This is a genomic window from Solwaraspora sp. WMMB335 (assembly GCF_049179075.1).
Taxonomy (GTDB): Bacteria; Actinomycetota; Actinomycetes; order Mycobacteriales; family Micromonosporaceae; genus Micromonospora_E.
The window spans coordinates 1949570-1964035 of record NZ_JBMHMF010000001.1 but is presented as its reverse complement, the minus strand read 5'-3'; the positions used below and the strand labels follow the sequence as shown (position 1 = coordinate 1964035).

General features: G+C 68.4%; 13 protein-coding genes and 1 pseudogene. 5 read left to right on the top strand and 9 right to left on the bottom strand.

Features of this window, described 5'->3' with window-relative positions; all coding sequences use genetic code 11:
* Positions 1 to 5: 5 nt before the first annotated feature.
* Complete coding sequence (gene fxsT / locus ACN27F_RS08215) at positions 6 to 2516, top strand: FxSxx-COOH system tetratricopeptide repeat protein (protein ID WP_421432097.1); 2511 nt, start codon at positions 6 to 8, stop codon at positions 2514 to 2516.
* Positions 2517 to 2859: 343 nt separating this feature from the next.
* Here the strand turns inward: fxsT and ACN27F_RS08210 are convergent, their stop codons facing one another.
* The 9 genes and pseudogenes from ACN27F_RS08210 to ACN27F_RS08170 form a co-directional block, all read right to left on the bottom strand.
* The gene (locus ACN27F_RS08210) at positions 2860 to 3636 is read right to left on the bottom strand and encodes an IclR family transcriptional regulator domain-containing protein (RefSeq protein ID WP_421432095.1); all 777 of its coding nucleotides are present in this window, start codon (positions 3634 to 3636) and stop codon (positions 2860 to 2862) included.
* A gap of 154 nt (positions 3637 to 3790) precedes the next feature.
* A pseudogene (pcaC, locus tag ACN27F_RS08205) lies at positions 3791 to 4132 on the bottom strand (4-carboxymuconolactone decarboxylase); the annotation flags it as partial.
* 55 nt (positions 4133 to 4187) lie between these two features.
* Entirely contained in the window at positions 4188 to 4991 is an 804-nt protein-coding gene (gene pcaD / locus ACN27F_RS08200; RefSeq protein WP_421432094.1) for a 3-oxoadipate enol-lactonase, read from the bottom strand.
* Positions 4988 to 6424: a 3-carboxy-cis,cis-muconate cycloisomerase gene (gene pcaB, locus ACN27F_RS08195; protein WP_421432093.1), complete on the bottom strand. Its 1437-nt coding sequence runs from the start codon at positions 6422 to 6424 to the stop codon at positions 4988 to 4990. The genes pcaD and pcaB overlap by 4 nt, the downstream gene beginning before the upstream one ends.
* Positions 6399 to 7025, bottom strand: a complete 627-nt coding sequence (gene pcaG, locus ACN27F_RS08190) for a protocatechuate 3,4-dioxygenase subunit alpha (protein WP_421432092.1) — start codon at positions 7023 to 7025, stop codon at positions 6399 to 6401. Before pcaG ends, pcaB begins: the two co-directional genes overlap by 26 nt.
* Positions 7022 to 7801 (bottom strand): protocatechuate 3,4-dioxygenase subunit beta, encoded by a 780-nt coding sequence (gene pcaH / locus ACN27F_RS08185; protein WP_421432091.1) that lies wholly within the window; start codon positions 7799 to 7801, stop codon positions 7022 to 7024. Before pcaH ends, pcaG begins: the two co-directional genes overlap by 4 nt.
* A gap of 25 nt (positions 7802 to 7826) precedes the next feature.
* A complete protein-coding gene (locus ACN27F_RS08180; protein ID WP_421432090.1) occupies positions 7827 to 8615 on the bottom strand; it encodes a CoA-transferase subunit beta in 789 nt (262 codons plus the stop codon).
* The gene (locus ACN27F_RS08175) at positions 8612 to 9451 is read right to left on the bottom strand and encodes a CoA transferase subunit A (RefSeq protein WP_421432089.1); all 840 of its coding nucleotides are present in this window, start codon (positions 9449 to 9451) and stop codon (positions 8612 to 8614) included. The genes ACN27F_RS08180 and ACN27F_RS08175 overlap by 4 nt, the downstream gene beginning before the upstream one ends.
* A gap of 36 nt (positions 9452 to 9487) precedes the next feature.
* Positions 9488 to 10711: a 4-hydroxybenzoate 3-monooxygenase gene (locus ACN27F_RS08170; RefSeq protein WP_421432088.1), complete on the bottom strand. Its 1224-nt coding sequence runs from the start codon at positions 10709 to 10711 to the stop codon at positions 9488 to 9490.
* Positions 10712 to 10895: 184 nt separating this feature from the next.
* Between ACN27F_RS08170 and ACN27F_RS08165 the strand changes: the two genes are divergently transcribed.
* From ACN27F_RS08165 to ACN27F_RS08150, 4 genes are all read left to right on the top strand, one after another.
* Entirely contained in the window at positions 10896 to 11858 is a 963-nt protein-coding gene (locus tag ACN27F_RS08165; RefSeq protein WP_421432087.1) for an ABC transporter substrate-binding protein, read from the top strand.
* The gene (locus tag ACN27F_RS08160; RefSeq protein WP_421432086.1) at positions 11855 to 12730 is read left to right on the top strand and encodes an ABC transporter permease; all 876 of its coding nucleotides are present in this window, start codon (positions 11855 to 11857) and stop codon (positions 12728 to 12730) included. Before ACN27F_RS08165 ends, ACN27F_RS08160 begins: the two co-directional genes overlap by 4 nt.
* The gene (locus ACN27F_RS08155) at positions 12727 to 13503 is read left to right on the top strand and encodes an ABC transporter permease (RefSeq protein WP_421432085.1); all 777 of its coding nucleotides are present in this window, start codon (positions 12727 to 12729) and stop codon (positions 13501 to 13503) included. Before ACN27F_RS08160 ends, ACN27F_RS08155 begins: the two co-directional genes overlap by 4 nt.
* Positions 13504 to 13592: 89 nt before the next feature.
* A complete protein-coding gene (locus ACN27F_RS08150; protein ID WP_421432083.1) occupies positions 13593 to 14390 on the top strand; it encodes an ABC transporter ATP-binding protein in 798 nt (265 codons plus the stop codon).
* Positions 14391 to 14466: the final 76 nt, after the last annotated feature.

Here is a 14466-nt window from a genome sequence, read left to right as displayed (position 1 = left end):
GTGCGATGACCCCGCCAGAAAATGATCAATACTTCTTCATCAGCTACGCCGCATCGGATCGCTCCTGGGCCGAGTGGATCGCGGCCAGCCTGGAGCAGCGAGGATATTCGACACTATTGCAGGCATGGGACTTTCAACCAGGCGCTGATTTCGTTCGAAGAATGCATGACGCGACACGCTCCGCCAAGCAGACGATCGCAGTGTTGTCGAATGCCTACTTTGACTCTAAGTTCGGTGAAGCGGAATGGCGTGCAGCGTTCGTCAAGGACCCCGGGGGAGATCTGGGCTTGCTGATACCAGTACGAGTCGAGGACTGTCAACCGTCCGGACTGCTGGCGTCGCGCGTCTACCTAGACCTAGTCGGCCTTGACGAGACCAGCGCTCGGGCGCGGCTACTACAGGCAGTCGAACGGAATCCTGATCGACCAGCTTTTGCTCGGTTCCCCGGCGCGCCCGCCACTTATGCTCACTCGCCAAACGAACTCTTTCGATTCCCCGGATCAGCGCCTCCGATAAGCAACCTTCCGGCGCGGCATCGATTCTTCTCTGGACGACAGAAAATTCTCGGACGGATGCTCGGCGATTTGACACCCGAGTCTTCGTTCTCGCCGAAAATAGGGGTTATTTACGGTTTAGGTGGAACCGGTAAGACCGAATTGGCACTAGAGTTCGCGCACCGCTTCTCCGCCAACTACGACCTGATCTGGTGGCTTGATGCTCAACAGCCGACGTCCGTAGTGACACAGTTGGCGCAACTAAGTCGCCGGTTGGGAGTGCCTCGGTCCAGGCATCGGCAGCAGATGGCGACTGCCGCCCTCGAAGCACTACGCAATCGCACTCGTTGGCTACTAATTTACGACAACGCGGAGGAACCTCGACTGTTGGACAGTCTGATGCCGGCAGGTGGAGACGGCACGGTGCTGATAACGTCCCAGTGGTCAGCCTGGGCCGCGCGGGCGTTGCCGTGGCGACTGGGTGTTTGGCAGCGGACGGAATCAAAATCGTTCCTTCGCCTTCGTTGTAATGCGCAGGATGCGGACGAATCGTCACTGGATGCACTAGCCGATCTACTCGGAGACCTACCGTTGGCCCTGACGGAAGCAGCGGCCTATCTGGAACAAACGCAGGAGAGCCTGGATGGGTACCTGCAGTTGGTCCGGGAGCGGGTACGTGAGGTTTTTGATCTGCACCTCGACGAACCGACTACCAGCGCCGGTGGCGACATCAAGCGAGTCGCCACTGTCTGGTCGGTATCACTGGATCGCGTGCACAAGCTGGCACCAGCCGCCGAAGATCTACTGAACCTACTGGCGTTTCTCGCTCCCGAGGTACCTCGAGAGTTGCCTGGGGAGTTTCCCCAGGCGTTGCCACCGCGACTTGCTACGACGGTTCTTGATCGGTTGGCCTACAACAGGTTGCTGGCGATGGTAGGCCGATACTCGCTCGCGACGCTCCAGCCCACCGAGATCGGCTTACACCGGCTGGTGCAGGCCGTGATCCGAGCCCGGCTTGGCCAATCCGGCGAACGTGAATGGGCCACCACCGCGACCCGTCTCATCAGGGCAGGATTCCCCAGCGAAAGCGACATGATAGAGACTTGGCCACAGTGCCAGAGGCTGCTGCCGCACCTACTGTCCGCCGCTGATCATGCTCAGAGACTAGGCGTTTGCTCCGAAGCGGTTGGCTGGTTGATGGACCGAGCGTCGACATATCTGCGAGAACAAGGACAGTACCGGCGGGCTAAGCCGCTGGCCGAGCAGGCCTTCGACATGACGACCGCCGCGTTCGGCCCCGATCACCTTGACGTCGGCTGGCGACGCGACACTCTCGGGCAGGTGTTGTTGGCGTTGGGCGACTACGCCGGTGCCCGAAACCAGTTTGAGGAGGCGCTTAGGCTGGGCGAAGCGATACACGGCCCCGTCCACTCCGATATCGCCATCTGGCGCAATAATTTGGGTGGTGTACTATACAGTCTAAATGATTTAGATGAAGCCCGTGAACAATTCGAGAAGGCCCTTCACATCAGTGAGGCGACGCTTGGTCCCAGTCATCCAGATATCGGAATCAGGCGAAGTAATCTGGGGGTTACGCTACTAAAGATAGGGGATCTTGACGGCGCTCGGATCCAGCTCGAGAAGGCGCTGCGAATCAGCGAGGCGGCCTTGGGGTCCAACCACCCGCAGCTCGGCGTCGGGCGAAACAACCTCGGACGAGCACTACTTGAACTGGGCGACCTGAGCGGCGCGCGCGATCAACTCGAGAGAGCTCTCTCGATCGGCGAAGCTGCGCTCGGTCCCGATCACCCAGACCTGAGCCTGCGCTGCAGTAACCTGAGCCAGGTACTGCGAAAGCTGGGCGATCTTGTCGGTGCCCGCGATCAACTGAAGAAGGCTGTTCTGATCGGCGAGGCCGCCCTTGGCCCAAATCATCCGCAGGTAAGGCGGCTGCGCCGTGATCTCCTCACCCTTACCCAAGAAACTGGCGTTCCTCCGACAGACACCAGTCAACGGGCCTAGTATCACGCAATTGAGCTACATAGTTTGACATTCCTGCACGGTGGTCGAGTCGTGATTGTGGCGTTGACGCAACGGCAGCGGTCTGAGTTGTCCGGTCTGATCGGTGACCGGCGAATGGACGCGGTGGTAACGGCGCGGGCTCGGATAGTGTTGTGACGTGACGAAAGACGGAGGTTAGTTCGGCAGGCATCGTAGTAGTCGCCGAAACGGCGGATGTCGGGAAGACTGCGTTTGCGATCCAGTAGGGCATTTTCGCGTGCAGGAGGTGTGCCGAATCAGCGTATCCCGCTGGACCGCGAGCTACGTTAGGCCGACACCGGGCCTGCGGCAGGCGCGGGTGGTGTCAGGCGCCAGGGAGGCGGCGGGCTCGGCCGGGGGCTGCGATGCGCAGGTCGGCTTCGATCTTCGCGGCGGTGGCGAGCAGGTGTGGCAACAGCTCCCGCCGGATCGACTCGACGGTGTTGCGGCTGGCATGCACGGAGATGTTGACCGCGGCGACCACCTTGCCGACCCGGTCGCGGATCGGAGCGGCGACCGAGCGTAGCCCTTCCTCCAACTCCTGGTCCACGATGGCGTACCCCTGAGCTCGGACCCGCCCGAGTTCGGTGCGCAAAGCGGCGACCGTGGTGATGGTGCGGTGGGTCAACCGGTCCAACCGGACACCGTCCAGCCGGGCGGCGAGGTCGTCCTCCGACAGATGAGCGAGCATCACCCGGCCGACCGAGGTGGCGTACGCCGGGAATCTCGTCCCCACGTTGATCGACACCGTCATGATCCGTGAGGTGGGCACCCGAGCCACGTAGACGATCGACTCACCGTCGAGCACACACACCGAGGACGACTCGTGCACCTGGGCGACCAGACGTTCCAGATGCGGCTCGGCCACCTCGGGTAGCGAGATGCTGGACAGGTAGGCATAGCCCAACTCCAGCACGCGGGGGGTGAGTGAGAACATCCGGCCGTCGGTACGCACGTAGCCGAGGTCGACCAGGGTGAGTAGGAACCGACGGGCGGCGGCCCGGGTCAGGTCGCAGACACGGGCCACTTCGCTGAGTGTCAACTCTGGATGTTGTGCGTCGAACGCGCGGATCACGGCCAAACCGCGCTCCAGTGACTGCACAAAGTGAGCTTCCCGCCCGTGCTCGCTCAATGGCTCTCCCGGTTGTTTGCCGGACACCCTAGCGGGGTTCCGGGCCAACGGTCGCCTCCGATGATCCGGTTCCACTGTCGGGCATCCGACTTTCTACGTCGGAGCCGTCGACCGCCGCATCGGATACTTCGGACAGAACACGCTGGGCGGCCCCGAACGCGCTGTTCGCGGCCGGTACGCCCGCGTACACCGCGGTGTGCAGCAGCACCTCGCTGATCTCCGCCGGGGTCAACCCGTTGCGCAGCGCGGCCCGTACGTGCATCGCCAGTTCGTCGGTGCAGTGCAGTGCGGTCAGCACCGCGAGGGTGATACAGCTGCGGGTCCGGCGGTCCAGTCCGTCGCGCGACCACACGTCGCCCCAGGCGTACCGGGTGATGAAATCCTGGAAGTCGGCGGTGAATTCGGTGGTGCCGGCGATGGCCCGATCGACGTGCGCGTCGCCGAGCACGGCCCGGCGTACCGCCATCCCGGCCACCTGCCGACCGTCCACCGTCGAAGAATTCTGGTCCGTTGCCGGCTGTTCAGTCGCCATTGCCACTCGTCTCCTGCCCCGTCAGGTGCTCGACGATCAGTCTGGACACGGCCTCCGGTTGCTCCAGGTTCGCCAGGTGCGCGGCCTGCTCGACCACGACCAGGCGCGCGCCGGGGACAGCCTCGGCGATCACCGCCGAATGTTCGGGGGGTGTCGCGGGATCATCCGCACCGGCGATCACCAGCGTCGGCGCGTGGATCGTCCGCAACACCGCTGTCAGGTCGAGGCGCTCGATCACGGCACAGCCACCGGCGTACCCTTCGGCCGGCGTGGCAGCGATCATGGCCCGGGCAGCGGCCACGGCCGCAGGCTCACGGGCGATGAACTCCGGGGTGTACCAGCGGGCGACCACCGAGTCGGCGACCGCGGTGACACCCTCGGCCCGTACCGTCGTCGCCCGCTGCGCCCACGCCGACGGCGGGCCGAGCTTGGCCGATGTGCAGCAGAGCACCAGTCGGTCCACGCGGGCCGGCGCGTACGCGGCCAGCCACATGCCGAGCATTCCGCCGAGCGAGACTCCCGCCACGTGCACCCGGCCCAGGCCCAGCCGGTCGAGCAGCGCGAGCACGTCCGCGCCGAGGTCGTCGATGGCGTACGGACCGGGTGGCACCGGCGAGCCACCATGCCCACGCATGTCGAACCGCAGCACCCGCAGGCCGGCGCGGGTCAGTGCCGGCAGCTGCGGGTCCCACATCCGCCGGGTGCTGCCCAGGGAGTTCGCCAGCAGCACGACCGGGCCGTCCGATGGTCCGCTGAACTCGTGGTCCAGCTCCACTACGCCAACGCCGGTCAATCGGTGCTCCCTTCGGTCAGCAGCCTGCCGTGATGGGCGCGCAGTGCCCGGTCGATCAGCTCGCGGTGGGCACCGAGATACCCGGCGGGATCGAGCAGGCGGTCAATATCCGCCCGGCTCAGGACGGCGTTGACCTGCGGATCGGCGGCGAGCCGGTCAGCCAGCCCGAAGCTGCCGGCCGGTTCGTCGTCGTCGTGACGGTCGCCGTCGTGACGGTCGCCGTCGTGACCGTCGTCGGCGGCCCGGCGGACGATCTCGTGGGCCTGGTGCCGGCCAAGCCGTTCGACGAGAGCGCCGGTGACCTGTTCGGCGAGCAGCACGCCGCCGGTGAGGTCCAGGTTGGTCCGCATCCGGACCGCGTTCACCCGTACCTCGTCGAGGCAGGTGCGCAGCCAGTACGCTGCCGAGCCGGTCGATTCGAGGAGCGCCCGTAACGCCCGCCACTCGGCGTGCCAGGCACCGGCGGCCCGCTGGTGTTCCTGGGCCATGCTGGCCAACAGGGTGGCGACCAGGCCAGGGGCCTGGCTGGCGCAGGCCAGCGCGGTGATCGCGGCGATCGGGTTGCGTTTGTGCGGCAGGGTCGACGATCCGCCGGGACGGCCCTCGGCGAGCTCGCCGACCTCGGTCTGCGTGTACAAGGTGACGTCGCGGGCGATCTTGGCGGTGCTGCCGGCGGTGCTGCCGAGCGCACCGGCCAGCTCGGCGATCCTGGTCCGGTCGGTGTGCCAGGGCAGCGTCGGCGCGGTCAGCCCCAGCTCGGTGGCGACCAGCTGGACCAACCGCAATCCGTCCGGCCCGAACGCGGCGAGAGTGCCGGCCGCGCCGCCGAGCTGTACCGCGAGCACCCGGTCACGGATCGTCGCCAATCGACCGGCGGTGGCGTCCAGGGCGACCAGCCAACCGGCCGCGACCAGTCCGAACGTGGTCGGCAACGCCTGCTGCAACAGGGTTCGGGCCGGCATCAGCGTGTCTGCGTGAGCGTGTGCGAGGCGGGCCGCTGCGGCTGCGGCCCGGTTGATGTCCTGGCGCAGCGGCTCGAGCGCCCGACCCGCGACCAGCATCGTCGCCGAGTCGAGAATGTCCTGGCTGGTCGCCCCGGCATGGACGTGACTGGCGGCGGAGGTGCCGACGGCGCGGCGCAGCGCGGCGACGAGCGGCACCACCGGGTTGCCGGCGGCGGTGGCCTCGGCACCGATTACCACCGGATCGAACCGGTGTTCCCGGCACGCGGCGGTGATCGCCGCGGCGGCGTCGGCGGGCACCGCACCGATCCTCGCCTGGGCACGCGCGAGCGCGGCCTGCACATCGAGCATCGCGCGTATCCAGGCGTGGTCGTCCACGGCGGCGCGGACCCCGCCCGCGGCGAGCAGGCTGTCGAACAGGCCAACGTCGCTGGAGTCCGGCCGATCAGACGGCGAAGAAGACGGTCTCACGCTTGCCCTGCAGCCGGATGTCGAGACGGTAGCCGTCCGGCTGCGCTACCGCGATCAGGGTTTCCCGGCGGGCCGCCGGGACGCTGGCCAGCACCGGATCGGCGGTGTTGGCCGCCGCTTCGTCGGCGAAGTAGATCCGGGTGACGACCCGGTGCAGCAGGCCACGGGCGAAGACCGACACGTCGATGTGCGGGGCCTGCGGCTGCCCGTGCGGGCCGGGCACCTGCCCGGGTTTGCAGGTGTGGATCGCCCACTCGCCGGCATCGTCGGTCGGGCAGCGGCCGAAGCCCCGGAACCCGGTGACCGCGCCGCGCGGGTCGTCCGGATGGTCGAACCGGCCGTGCGGATCGGCCTGCCAGGTCTCGATCAGGCCGTCCGGCACCGGGGCACCGGCGCCGTCGAGCAGCCGCCCGCGGAGCCAGATCCCGCCGGGCGCGCCCTCGTCGAGCACGAACGGTCCGTCCGGCCAGGGCAGCCCGATCGCCAGGTACGGTCCGACGGTCTGCGCCGGGGTCAGTCCGGTGCCGGAGTCCGGCACCAGCCCGGTGATCGCGGCCAGGCCCACCCCGGACACCGGGGTCGTGCCGGTGGTGCTGGTCATGACTCCTCCATCGGGGTCGCCTCGCGGCCACGCAGCACGATGTCGAAGCGGAAGCCGAGCGCCCATTCCTCGACGGTGTTGTCCAGGTCGAAGTTGGCTATCAGCCGCTGTCGGGCAGCCTGGTCCGGAATCGAGTTGAGCACCGGGTCGTACGGAAACAGCGGGTCGTCCGGAAAGTACATCTGGGTGACCAGCCGTTGGGTGAAGGCCCGGCCGAACAACGAGAAGTGGATGTGCGCCGGACGCCAGGCGTTGAAGTGGTTGCGCCAGGGGTAGGCGCCGGGCTTGATGGTCACGAACCGGTAGCGGCCCGTCGCGTCGGTCGTCGCCCGACCGACGCCGGTGAAATGCGGATCCAGCGGTACGTCGTGCTGGTCGAGTTTGTGCAGGTAGCGTCCACCGGCGTTGGCCTGCCAGACCTCCACCAGGGTGTCTGGCACCGGTCGCCCGTCGCTGTCGCGGACCTGGCCGTGCACGATGATCCGCTGGCCCTGGGCTTCCCCGTTCGGGTGGCGGGTCAGGTCGGCGTCGGCGGCGGTGATCCGCCCCTCGCCGAGCAGCGGACCGGTGATCTCGGTGAGCGTGTGCGGCAGCAGGACCAGCGGCTCGGCCGGTGCACGCAGGACGGTGGACTTGTACCCGGGCGAGAGCAGCGGCGGGTGGGCGTCGACGTCGTCCCGTCGGTAGCGGGGCAACAGCAGCCGCGAGGGGCCGTTCGCCGGTCGCGGCGCGTTGTCGCCGGACTTGCTGGAATCGAGTGCGGTGGGATCGGGCATCTGTGCGGTGCCTCCTTCGTCGCGCCTAGTCGCCCGGCTGGGCGTGCAGCAGTTGCCGCAGCGCGGCCAGTTCCCGCGGCGTGGGTTCGGCGGTGGTGTCCAGGTCTGCGGCCACCTTCAACGGCCAGCCGGTGGCGGCGGTGACCTGATCGAGCGTGACGCCGGGGTGCAGCCGGGTGAGAGTCAGCTCGCAGGTGTCCGGATCCGGGCGGAGCAGCCCGAGGTCGGTGATGATCAGTGTCGGGCCGCGTCCGTGCAGGCCGAGCCGTTGCCGGTCGCCCGGACCGGTGCCGAATCCGACGGAGGTGACGAAGTCGACCCGTTCGACGAACGTACGCCGGCTTTGCGGCACGATGACGACCACCTCGCCGCAGGAGGCGGCGATCTCCGGGGCACCACCGGCGCCCGGCAACCGCACCGCCGGATCGGCGTAGTCCGCGCCGATGACCGTGGTGTTGATGTTGGCGTGCCGATCGATCTGTGCGGCACCGAGGAACCCGATGTCGATGCGACCGGGCTGTAGCCAGTAGTTGAAGATCTCCGGTACGGAAACCACCGTGTCGGCGGTCTCGGCCAGTATCCCGTCGCCGATGGACAGCGGCAGCCGGTCGGGCTTCGCGCCGATCGTGCCGGACTCGTAGATCAGCACCAGGTCAGGGGCGTGGGTACGGCGGGCCAGGTTGGCGGCGGTGCTGGGCCGGCCGATACCGACGAAGCACCGGGCCCCGTCCGGCAGTGCCCGGGCGGCGGCGACGGTCATCATCTCGTCGCGGGTGAAGCCGTCGGCGGCGGCTTCGGTCTGGGCGCCCTTCATGCGGCACCACCGTACGCGCCGTCGGTGCCCGCCGGGGCGAAGACGTGCTCGTGGAGCCAGCGGGTGAACGTCTCACGGTCCCGGCTGATCTCGTCCCACCGCTGGTAGTAGGCGTTGTCCCGGTCGCTGTAGCCGTCGGCGTAGGAGGGGTGGGCACCGCCGGGTACCTCGGCGACCCGGGTGATCGCCCAGGCCGGCAGCACCACCGCGCCTGGGCGGGGGGTCAGCTCGTCGACGATCTCCTCGACGGTGACCAGCGACCGCCTGGCAGCCAGGACGACCTCCTTGTGCACCCCGGTGATGCCCCACATCTGCACGTTGCCGCGTCGATCGGCCTGCTGGGCGTGCACGATGCCGACGTCGGGGTTGAGCGCCGGCACCGCGGTGAGCACCTCGCCGGTGAACGGGCAGGTGATCGGGGCGATGGTGGGAGTCCGGTCGACCAGGTCGGTGCCGACGTACCCGCGCAGTACGGCGAACGGCAACCCGGCGGCACCGGCGACGTACCGGTTGGCCATCCCGGCGTGACTGTGCTCCTCGATCTCCAGCGGCCGCGGCCAGCCGCGCTGTACAGCGTCACGAAAGCGGTGCAGTGAGCCGACACCCGGGTTGCCCGCCCAGCTGAAGATCAGCTTGCGGGCACAACCGGCACCGATCAGCTGGTCGTAGACGATGTCCGGGGTCATCCGGATCAGTGTGAGGTCGCGGCGGCCCTGGCGGATGATTTCCTGTCCGGCGGCGGTCGGGATCAAATGGGTGAAACCCTCCAGCGCGACGCTGTCCCCGTCGTGGACCAGCTCGGCGACCGCGTCGGCCAGTGAGGTTGTTTCACCCATGCCTCATCCTCCGTGCGTGTGCAGAACATCCGTTCGCTAAGCGAACGGTACGGCCGGTTTCGCTGATGTGTCAACGCGATCGCTCCAGTCCAACGGCAGCCCGACGTAGTTCTCCGCGAGGGTGGTCGCCGCGGCGGTGGACGTGGCCACGTACTCCAGGTGGGCCAGCTGCAGCCGGTCGGCGAACTCGTCGGCGTCGGCCGGACGGTGCAGCAGGCCGGTCATCCAGGCGGAGAAGTGCTGCACCCGCCAGACCCGGCGAAGGCACCGGGCGGAGTACTCGTCCAGGCCCGACTCGCGTCCCTGGCGGAACCAGTCGATCAGGGCGCTGGCCAGGAACCGGACGTCGGCCATCGCGAGATTGAGCCCTTTCGCCCCGGTCGGCGGCACGATGTGAGCAGCGTCACCGGCCAGGAACAGGCGTCCGTAGCGCATCGGTTCGGTAACGAAGCTGCGCATCGGGGTGACGCCCTGTTCCAGGATCGGTCCCTCCTTGAGGGCGAACCCGTCGTCGGTCGCCAGCCGGGTGTGCAACTCGTCCCAGATCCGTGTGGTCGGCCAGTCGGCGAGTCCGGTGTCGGGTGGAACCTGCAGGTAGAGCCGGGTTACCTCGGGGCTGCGCATGCTGTGCAGGGCGAAGCCACGCCGGTGATGGGCGTAGATGAGCTCGGTGGCCGACGGCGTCGCCTCGGCCAGGATGCCGAGCCAACTGAACGGATAGACGTGCTCCACGGTCCGCCGCTGTGCCGCCGGGACGCTGCCTCGGGAAACTCCGTGAAAGCCGTCGCAGCCAGCGACGACGGCGCACCGCAGCTCGCGTATCGTGCCCTCGTGCGTGAACCGGACCACCGGGGCGTCGCTGTCCAGCCCGTCGAGGGCGACATCGCCGACGTCGAACAAGATCTGCCCGCCGGCGTCGAGCCGGGCGGCGATCAGATCCTTGACCACTTCCTGCTGGCCGTAGACGGTGATGCTGCGGCCACTGGTCAGCGCGGCCAGGTCGATGCGCCGCGAGCTACCGCCGAAGCGCAGCTCGACGCCGGTGTGCACGAGCCCTTCGCGGTCCAGCCGGGCGCCCACGCCAACCTCGCGCAGCAGCGCCGCGGTGTCGTGTTCGAGCACCCCCGCGCGGACCCGGCTCTCCACGTACGACCGCTCACGGATCTCCAGTACGACCGAGTCGATACCCTCCAGGTGCAGCAGGTGGGAGAGCATCAGCCCGGCCGGTCCCGCTCCGATGATGCCAACCTGGGTACGCACGGCGCTCCCTTCCCCCGCCGGGATGGCGGGGTCATTTCCGACATGTGACGTTGACGTGAGCCAGGCCACGCCGTACGTTCATCATAAGAACCACTGTTCGGTTAGCGAACGCCGCCCGGGTCGGGTGGCCGTTCCCGACCGGACCTCCCGGACAACGCAACATCCATCCCCAACTGGAGGTCTCATGCGACGGCCCCTCGTCGCCCTCACCATGGCAGCCGCCCTGCTGGTCTCCGCAGCCTGTGGCTCCGACTCGGCCACGGACGAGGCCGGTGGCACCGAAGAGGTCACCGACGTCACCGTCGGCGTCATCCCGATCGTCGACGTCGCCCCGATCTACCTCGGCGATGAAAAGGGCTTTTTCACCAAGCGTGGCATCAACCTGACGATGGAGAGCGGCCAGGGCGGCGCCGCCATCGTCCCGGGGGTGGTCAGCGATCAGTTCCAGTTCGGCTTCAGCAACGTGACGTCGTTGCTGACCGCGCAGACCCGGGACGTGCCGATCCAGATCGTCGCCAACGGCGTGGCCTCCACCGGCAATCCGGACGCCGACTTCGGTGGCGTGGTGGTCGCCGCGGACAGCCCGATCCAGACCGCCGCCGACCTGGCCGGTAAGAAGGTCGCTGTCAACACCCTGAAGAACATCGGTGACACCAGCGTGCGGGAGTCGGTCCGCAAGGCCGGCGGCAACCCCGACGACATCGAGTTCGTCGAGATGGCGTTCCCGCAGATGCCTGCGGCCGTGGAAAGCGGCGACGTGGACGCCGCCTGGGTGGTCGAGCCGTCGCTGGCGATCGCCAAGGACGCCGGGGCCCGCGTCGTCGCCTGGAACTTCGTCGACACCGCGCCGAATCTGACCGTGGCTGTCTACTTCACCAGCACCAAGCTGGCCCAGGAGAACCCCGAGTTGGTCGCCGCCTTCGAGGAGGCGATGGCCGAGTCGCTGTCGTACGCCAACGCCCACCCCGACGAGGTGCGTACCGTGCTGCGCAGCTACACCGACATCGATCAGGCCATCCTGGACGCGATGACGCTGCCGATGTGGCCGGCCGAGATCAACCGCGCCTCGATCGAGCGGGTCGCCGAACTCGGCCTCGCCGACGGCGTCTTCGAGACCGAACCCGACCTGGACGCCCTGCTGCCGTGACAGCGGTCGACAAGACCTCGGTCGGGGCCGGCACCGCCGGCCCCGACCAGGGCGCGTCAGTACCCGGGGCGATGCCGCGACACGCCCGTGCGTCGCGCCGTCGGCCGCCGGCGGCCCTGCTCGGCCTGGCCGGGATGGCCGGGCTGCTCGTCTTGGTGCAGGTGCTGCCCGCCACCCCGCTGGTCTCGCCGCGATACCTCCCACCGGCCACCGACATCCTCGCCGCCGGAACCGAGCTGCTCGCCGACGCCACCTTCTGGGCCGCGCTCGGCGACACCCTCACCTCGTGGGCGATCGGGCTGGCGATCGCGGTCGTCGCCGGAATCGTCGCCGGCGTGCTCATCGGCTCGGTCCCGATGCTGCGCGCACTGACCGCGTCGACCATCGAGTTCCTGCGCCCGATCCCCTCGGTCGCGCTGATTCCGCTGGCCGTGCTGCTCTACGGCACCGGGATCGAGTCGGTCCTGCTGCTGGTGGTCTACGCATCGTTCTGGCAGGTGCTGGTACAGGTGCTGTACGGCGTACAGGACGTCGACCCGGTGGCCGACGAGACCGCCCGCAGCTACGGGCTGAACGCCTGGGCCCGGATCCGGCACGTCGTCTGGCCGACCGCGCTGCCGTACGTGATGACCGGCGTACGGCTGGCCGCCGCCGTCGCTCTGGTGCTCGCGATCACCGCGGAACTCGTCATCGGAGCCCCCGGGCTCGGCAAACGGATCGCGGTGGCGCAGACCTCCGGCGCGGTGCCCCTGATGTACGCCCTGGTGGTGGTCACCGGTCTGCTCGGTGTCGCGATCAACCTGCTCGCCCGGCTGGTCGAGCGGCAGGCGCTGTCCTGGCACCAGTCGATGCGCGACGAGGTGGTCATGTGACGCGGATCCTCTGGCGGGTGCTGCTGGCCGTCGCGTTGCCCGTGCTGCTGCTGGCCATCTGGTGGTTGCGCACCGACGGCAGCACCAACTTCTACTCTCCGCCGCTGCGCGAGATCCTCGCCACGTTCACCGAGGTCTGGACGGTCGAGCGGATGCGCGCCGACGTACTGCCCAGCCTGCTGCGGCTGGCCGGCGGATACGCGGTGGCCGCGCTGGTCGGTGTCGGGCTCGGCGTGCTGGTCGGTAGCTTCCGGACGGTACGGGCGGTGCTGGAGCCGGTGCTGGAGTTCTTCCGGGCCGTCCCGCCGCCGGTGCTGGTGCCGATCATCATGCTGTTCGCCGGCATCGACCACACCATGAAGGTCGTGGTGATCGCCGCCGGGTGCGTGTGGCCGATCCTGCTCAACACCGTCGAGGGTGTGCGCGCCATTGACGAGGTGCTGGCCGACACCGCCCGCTCGTACGGTCTGACCGGGCCGGCCCGACTGCGTCACCTGGTGCTGCGCTCGGCCAGCCCGCAGATCGCCGCCGGCATGCGCCAGGCCCTGTCGATCGGGATCATCCTGATGGTGATCAGCGAGATGTTCGCGGCCAGCAACGGGCTGGGCTTCACCATCGTGCAGTTCCAGCGCAGCTTCGCGATCCCGGAGATGTGGACCGGCATCCTGCTGCTCGGCCTGCTCGGGTTCGCCCTGTCGGTGATCTTCCGCTACGTCGAAACGCGGGCGCTGGCCTGGTACCACGGCCTGCGGCGCGCGCAGCGCAGCTCATGAGCACCACCGGCATCCGTGCCGGTCGATGGCACAGGCACGCCGGCGGACCGCCAGACGTGCCGGCGAACAGACAGAGAGGTAACGGGCCCATGCTCGATGTCCAGGGCTTGCGCAAGGTCTACGAAGGGCGCCAGCGCCAGGTCGAGGCGGTACGCGATCTCACCTTCATGATCGACGCCGGTGAGCTGGTGTGCCTGGTCGGTCCATCCGGCTGCGGCAAGACGACCCTGCTCAAATGCATGGCCGGGTTGCTGCCCCCGACCTCCGGGCAGGTGCGACTGCGCGGCGAGCCGGTCACCGGACCGCCGCCGGGCATGGCCGTGGTCTTTCAGGAGTACGGACGTAGCCTCTTTCCGTGGATGAGCGTTCGGGACAACGTGGAGCTGCCGCTGCGGCACAAGCGCCTGCCCCGGGCCAAGCGCCGGCAACTGGTGGACGACGCGCTCGCCGCGGTCGGCCTCGCCGACACCCACAGTGCGTATCCGTGGCAGCTGTCCGGCGGCATGCAGCAGCGGGTGGCGATCGCCCGGGCGGTGGCGTACCAGCCGGACGTGCTGCTGATGGACGAGCCGTTCGCCGCGGTCGACGCTCAGACCCGGGCGGACCTGGAGGATCTGATCCGCCAGTTGTGGCAGCGGCTCGGGGTGACCATCCTGTTCGTCACGCACGACATCGACGAAGCGGTCTACCTGGGCCAACGGGTGTTGATCCTGTCGTCGTCGCCTACCGTGGTGCAGGAAAACCTGCCGATCGACCTGCCGGTGGACCGCGACCAGTTGCACACCCGGGCCGATCCACGCTTCACCCAGCTGCGCGGGCACGTCTACGAGCAGATCCAGGCGGCCAAGCGGGGCCAGCGCCCGCCGGCACGCCGATCCGCCGCCTGACGACCCGAAGCCCTGCCACCGCCTGACGACCCGAAGCCCTGCCACCGCCTGACGACCCTAAGCAAGGAGGCAAGGC

Coding starts and splice junctions, on each gene's coding strand:
- fxsT (WP_421432097.1), top strand. CDS start 6: ATGACCCCGCCAGAAAATGATCAATACTTCTTCATCAGCTACGCCGCA.
- ACN27F_RS08150 (WP_421432083.1), top strand. CDS start 13,593: ATGCTCGATGTCCAGGGCTTGCGCAAGGTCTACGAAGGGCGCCAGCGC.
- pcaG (WP_421432092.1), bottom strand. CDS start 7,025: ATGACCAGCACCACCGGCACGACCCCGGTGTCCGGGGTGGGCCTGGCC.
- ACN27F_RS08175 (WP_421432089.1), bottom strand. CDS start 9,451: ATGGGTGAAACAACCTCACTGGCCGACGCGGTCGCCGAGCTGGTCCAC.
- ACN27F_RS08165 (WP_421432087.1), top strand. CDS start 10,896: ATGCGACGGCCCCTCGTCGCCCTCACCATGGCAGCCGCCCTGCTGGTC.
- pcaH (WP_421432091.1), bottom strand. CDS start 7,801: ATGCCCGATCCCACCGCACTCGATTCCAGCAAGTCCGGCGACAACGCG.
- ACN27F_RS08180 (WP_421432090.1), bottom strand. CDS start 8,615: ATGAAGGGCGCCCAGACCGAAGCCGCCGCCGACGGCTTCACCCGCGAC.